This is a genomic window from uncultured Alistipes sp. (assembly GCF_902388705.1).
Lineage (GTDB): Bacteria > Bacteroidota > Bacteroidia > Bacteroidales > Rikenellaceae > Alistipes.
In genome coordinates this window covers 1-4,928 of record NZ_CABMQJ010000096.1, presented here as the reverse complement: position 1 = coordinate 4,928, position 4,928 = coordinate 1, and the positions used below count along the sequence as shown (strand labels likewise).

Annotated in this window: 3 protein-coding genes and 1 pseudogene; 1 reads left to right on the top strand and 3 read right to left on the bottom strand. The window is 58.4% G+C overall.

Going from position 1 to position 4,928, the window contains the following annotated elements:
• Positions 1-404, bottom strand: a pseudogene (locus tag QZT71_RS11945) (1-deoxy-D-xylulose-5-phosphate reductoisomerase); the annotation flags it as partial.
• Between the two features lie 3 nt (positions 405-407).
• On the bottom strand, positions 408-1,277 hold the full coding sequence (locus tag QZT71_RS11940; RefSeq protein ID WP_295916522.1) for a murein hydrolase activator EnvC: 870 nt from the start codon (positions 1,275-1,277) through the stop codon (positions 408-410).
• Between the two features lie 118 nt (positions 1,278-1,395).
• Between QZT71_RS11940 and QZT71_RS11935 the strand changes: the two genes are divergently transcribed.
• Positions 1,396-2,307, top strand: a complete 912-nt coding sequence (locus QZT71_RS11935) for a sugar phosphate nucleotidyltransferase (protein WP_295916520.1) — start codon at positions 1,396-1,398, stop codon at positions 2,305-2,307.
• 347 nt (positions 2,308-2,654) lie between these two features.
• Here the strand turns inward: QZT71_RS11935 and QZT71_RS11930 are convergent, their stop codons facing one another.
• Entirely contained in the window at positions 2,655-4,808 is a 2,154-nt protein-coding gene (locus QZT71_RS11930) for a hypothetical protein (RefSeq protein ID WP_295916518.1), read from the bottom strand.
• Between the last annotated feature and the right edge of the window lie 120 nt (positions 4,809-4,928).

Sequence of the window (4,928 nt, the reverse complement as noted above, 5' to 3'; positions counted from 1 at the left end):
ATCACGTACTCGCCGCCCACCACGAGCGACTCCTTGTTCGCCAGCGCCAGTTTCTTGCCGGCGCCCAGCGCCGCGACCGTCGGTGCGAGTCCCGCGTAGCCGACCAGCGCGTTGATTGCCACGTCCGTGTCGCCGCCCGCCGCGACCTGCGCCACGGCCTCTTCGCCGGCGTAAACTTTGACGTCGGTGTCCCGGAGCGCGTCGCGCAGTTGTGCGTAGTATCGTTTGTCGGCGATGACCGCCGTGTCTGCGTCGAACTCCCGGGCCTGTGCCGCGAGCCGTTCCCAGCTGCGGTTGGCGGTGAGTACGCGCACTTCGAAGAGTTCGGGGTTCTCACGCGCGATGTCGAGCGTCTGCACGCCGATCGAGCCGGTCGAACCCAGTATTGCGAGTCGTTGTTTCATGTGTCAGAATACGATATACCCCTCGGGGTCTACGGGTTTGCCGTTGTTCCAGAGTTCGAATTCGAAGAGCCTGACTTCGCCCTGCTCGGCTTCGGCGTTGTAGCCTATCAGCTCGCCCGCCCGGATTGTCTGCCCGGTGGTCACGAGCGATTGCGAAAGCCCCTTGTAGACCGAGAGCAGGTTGCCTGCGTGCTGCAGTTCGACCATATACCCGGTTTCGGGCGACCACAAGCTCAATACCACCGTGCCGTTGTCGATGGCCGTGATGCGGTCGTTGGCCGCTGCCGCGATGCGTACACCGAAGTTGCCGTTCTTGATGTCGAAGCGGTCGGTGATGATTCCCTCGACGGGTTTGGCCAGCTCGATGGCTTCGCGCACCGCACGCCGCGATCCGCCGCTGCGGCCCGCAACGGCGTACTGTCCGTCGCCCTCCATCTGGGCCCGCAGCAGCGAGTCCTCGTCCGAGGGCATGACGAGCACCTTGGCGGTGCGTGTGCTGTCCGACGAGGCGAGCGTCCGTACCACGGGGGTCTTGCCCTCCATGATGAGGGCTATGTTCTGGTTGTAGGTGAGCATGTCGTTCATCATGCGTTCCATCGAGTCGAGGCGGATGATGTTCTGCACGAGGCTCTCACGCGAGCGACCGGCCTCGGTGCGGTATCCCGGCAGGAATTCCAGCACGGGCGTATAGGCCACCAGCGACAGAATCAGGATGAATAGCAGCAGCACGAATGACAGGAATGCTGCGAAAATGCTGGCCGGCGAGATGTGCATGTGCCACTCCTCGCTGTTGTCCGTAGCATTGAGCATGTTGAAGCGGCGCTTGCGGATAAATCCCCGCCACCATGCCCGTATGGCATTGTAAAATTTCATCGATTTACAGCATTATTAAATGCAAAGATAACCAAATTCATAGAAAACCTTTGCGGAACGCGGCGAATTTTTTAACTTTGTAATCGTTTTGAATCAACGTTAAAAACAGATAAAAAGTATGGTAAAACCTACATTACTCGTCCTTGCCGCCGGTATGGGTTCCCGCTACGGCTCGCTCAAGCAGATGGACGGAGTGGGCCCCAACAATGAGGCCATTATCGATTATTCGGTTTACGACGCTATCCGTGCGGGTTTCGGCAAGGTCGTGTTCGTCATCCGCCACTCTTTCGAAAAGGAGTTCCGCGAGGTCTTCTCGGCCGGGCGTTTCGGCGGCCGCATCGCCGTGGAATTCGTATTCCAGGAGCTGGATTACCTGCCCGAGGGGGCTTCGGCGCCCGAGGGGCGTGTCAAGCCGTGGGGTACCAACCATGCCGTAATGATGGCTGCGGACGCCATCCGTGAGCCGTTCGCCGTCATCAACGCCGACGACTTCTACGGCGCCGAAGCCTACAAGACCATCGGCGATTACCTTTCGCAGCTCGGCGAGAGCAGCAACCGCTACTGCATGGTCGCCTATGACCTCGACAAAACCCTTTCGGACAACGGTACCGTTTCGCGCGGCGTTTGCGGCGTGGATGCCGCGGGCAACCTCACTTCGATGGTCGAGCGCACGCAAATCGAGCGCATGCCCGACGGAAAGATTGTTTTCCACGACGGCGGCGCCGACGAGGCGCTGGCCGAAGATACGCCCGTGTCGATGAACCTCTTCGGTTTCACGCCCGATTTCTTCGCCTATTCGAAAGCCTATTTCAAAATGTGGCTGGCCGAGAACCGCGATAACCTCAAGGCCGAATTCTACATCCCCACGATGGTCAACAAACTTATCGGCGACGGCACGGCCGAGTTGCGCGTGCTGCGCAGCGCCGCACAATGGCACGGCGTCACCTACAAGGAGGACAAACCCGCGCTGATGGCCTCGATCGAGAAGATGATTGCCGAGGGCCGGTATCCGCGCAACCTCTGGGCATAAGTACATGTTCGGCGGGCACAGGCCCGCACGGCATTATCCCGAACAGCACCGCCCCGGACAAATTGTCCGGGGCGGTGCTGTTTTGGGTGGGCTGCCTGTCGGCGAGCCCGCCGACAGCCGGATACAGGGTCTGGCTGTCCGGCTGAATCCGACAGGGGATTGGCGGGGGCGCAGGCGGCCATGCCGTAAATTGAGAAAGGGAAACCCTCGCCGGGTTTCCCTTTCTGCCGAATTACAGTGAACTTTTTATAGTGGTAAGAACTTTTATCTTGCTGCGTTCTGTTGCACCGGGCGCGGATGCCGGGAGATACCCTCCGGCGGCCGTGTCGCCGTGCCTCTGTGCCGTGCTATTGCTTCGTCGCCTTGGCGATGTAGTAGTGCGCGACCCTGAAGTTGCCTGCGTTGTCCCTGGTGACGATGGCTACGCCCGAGCCGCCCCAGGTCTTGTCGTAATCGAACAGGTCGGTACGCTCGTAGGTTTGTCCGAATACCAGCGGTGCGGGCAGGTCGGTGGGATCTATGAAACTTTTGCACGAGGCCTCGACGTCGGCGGCGTTATCCATTATGTCGCTCAACGGGATGATATACGCCTCTGCGGTATTGGCACCCTTGGTGACCGAGAAACTCATGTCGACCATCCAGTTGCCGTCGCCGTCCTGCTTGGATGTTTCCGAGATGATGTTGAAGGTGATTTCGCCCGTGCCTTTCGAGAAATCGATTTCCGCCTCGCCGCTGCCGCCGTCCGTCAGCGTGGCCTGGTCGGGGAACTCCTGTACGGGGCTGATTCGGCCGTTCGCATCGACCGTTACGGTGCGGAGCACATAGGTGGTTTCGGCGAGCAGGTTTTCGAACGTGATGGTGTTGTCGGCCGCTGTGAGTTCCGCTGCAGTGTATTCCGTCCAGACTTTCGAGTTGGCCTTGTCGTACATGAGCATCTCGAGGTTGTCCTTGTAGTTCGGGAAGAAGTAGGAGGGGACGTGCAGGATACGTACGCTTTGGGCTCCGCTCAACGCTACCTTGTAGGTCAGTGAGTTGGCCGTTGCGGTCTGGAATGTCATGTCGACACGGCCGGTGCCGTCGAATGCGGGCAGCGTGGTGGTGAATTTCTCGTAGCAGAGTTTGCCCACCTTGCCGTCGGCCGTGATGGGAATGGCATATACGATGAACTCCGTATTGGGATTGGATATCGACGTGTCGGCGATGGTCAATGCGCTGCCCGTATACTCGCAAATGCCCCTGCCGCGGATGCCGGCGAGGAATGCGACGGTCGCCTCCTCGTTCGTCCAGTCGACGTCGTCGAACCACGAGGGAGCGGTGCGCCCCCAGTAGAGCTTGGCGCAGTCGCCCTCGACCGTGAATGTCGGGCTAATCGTCTGCGGGGTGCATTCCGCCGTGATTTTCACGGTCGGCGTCGCGTTGAATGAAGGTGCGGGAACTTCGAACAGATCGGTGACGTATGCCGTGCCGTTACCGTCTTTGTCGATGGCGTAGACGGCGACCTGGTATTTCTGGACTTCTTCGTTCGATTGGTAGAAAACATCGAGGCCTTCGCTCTCGTCCGAGGTCGCGAGCGTGTTCTTGAGCAGCAGCCTTTCGGGGAAAGTCGTGCTCTTGTCGCTCCAGTTGTAGGATTGCAGCGGATAGAACGGGTCGGGGTCGACCGAGGATTTGGCCGACGAAATGAATCCGCTCTTGGTATAGGCGCCGTTGCGGAATCCGCCGACGACATATTTCACGCAGCCCTCCAGCATCGTCACTTTCACGTCGAGCGAATAGGCCGTTTTGTTGATGACTTCGAAATCGACGAGTTTGGCGAGTTTCGATTCGTCGTATTCGCCGCTGGCGGCGGATACAGTGCCCTTGCCCTTTTCATTTTCGGCATAGGCAAAGACGAAATAGGTGTTTTTGCTGACGAGCCGTTCGGGGGCGATTACCAGGTTGCCGTCCTTGAGCTGATCGGGCGTGCAGCGTATGAAATTCTCCTCTGCGGGGATGGCCGGGTCTTCTTTGGCGTCGGCAGCTTTCAGTTCGAGGGCGTAGTAGAACTCTTCGGCCCCGATTACCGATACGGGCAGCACGAGGCCGGCGCGTTCGGATTTCAGTTCGCCCAGTTTGACGACGGGCATGTCGAGCAGAACTTCGAACCCTTTCTTCGCGACAGCCGATTTGCCAATCGCGTTTTCGGCATAGGCGAAGAGGTTATACTTGCCGGGTGCGAGCACGGGAGTCGTGACGGAAACGGCTTTCCCCTCCCCGGTTTCGACTTTCGTGTAGGTGCCGGGCTCCGCCGTTTCTGCGGCCCACGTCCAGCTGATACTCGTGGAGTTCTCCGATGGCGTGATGGTTACTTGCGCCTCGTAGCCGGCCGTAATGCTGATCGAGCCGATTTCCAGTGTCGGTTGTTTCGGGCCTTCCGGCTCGTCGTCGTCGCACGAAGCGAACGAAGCGGCAGCAAAAATGGCGATCGCAGCCATTGATGCGAACTTGTAAAGCTTCCTCATGGTTAATTTAATTTTGGGGATTGAACAAAAGTGTTACTCTCTTAAACCTAACTTTTTGTTTCTCTCTGGAAAATTTAATATACAACTATTTAACCATTTGTAAATGAGTAGTTTATGAAT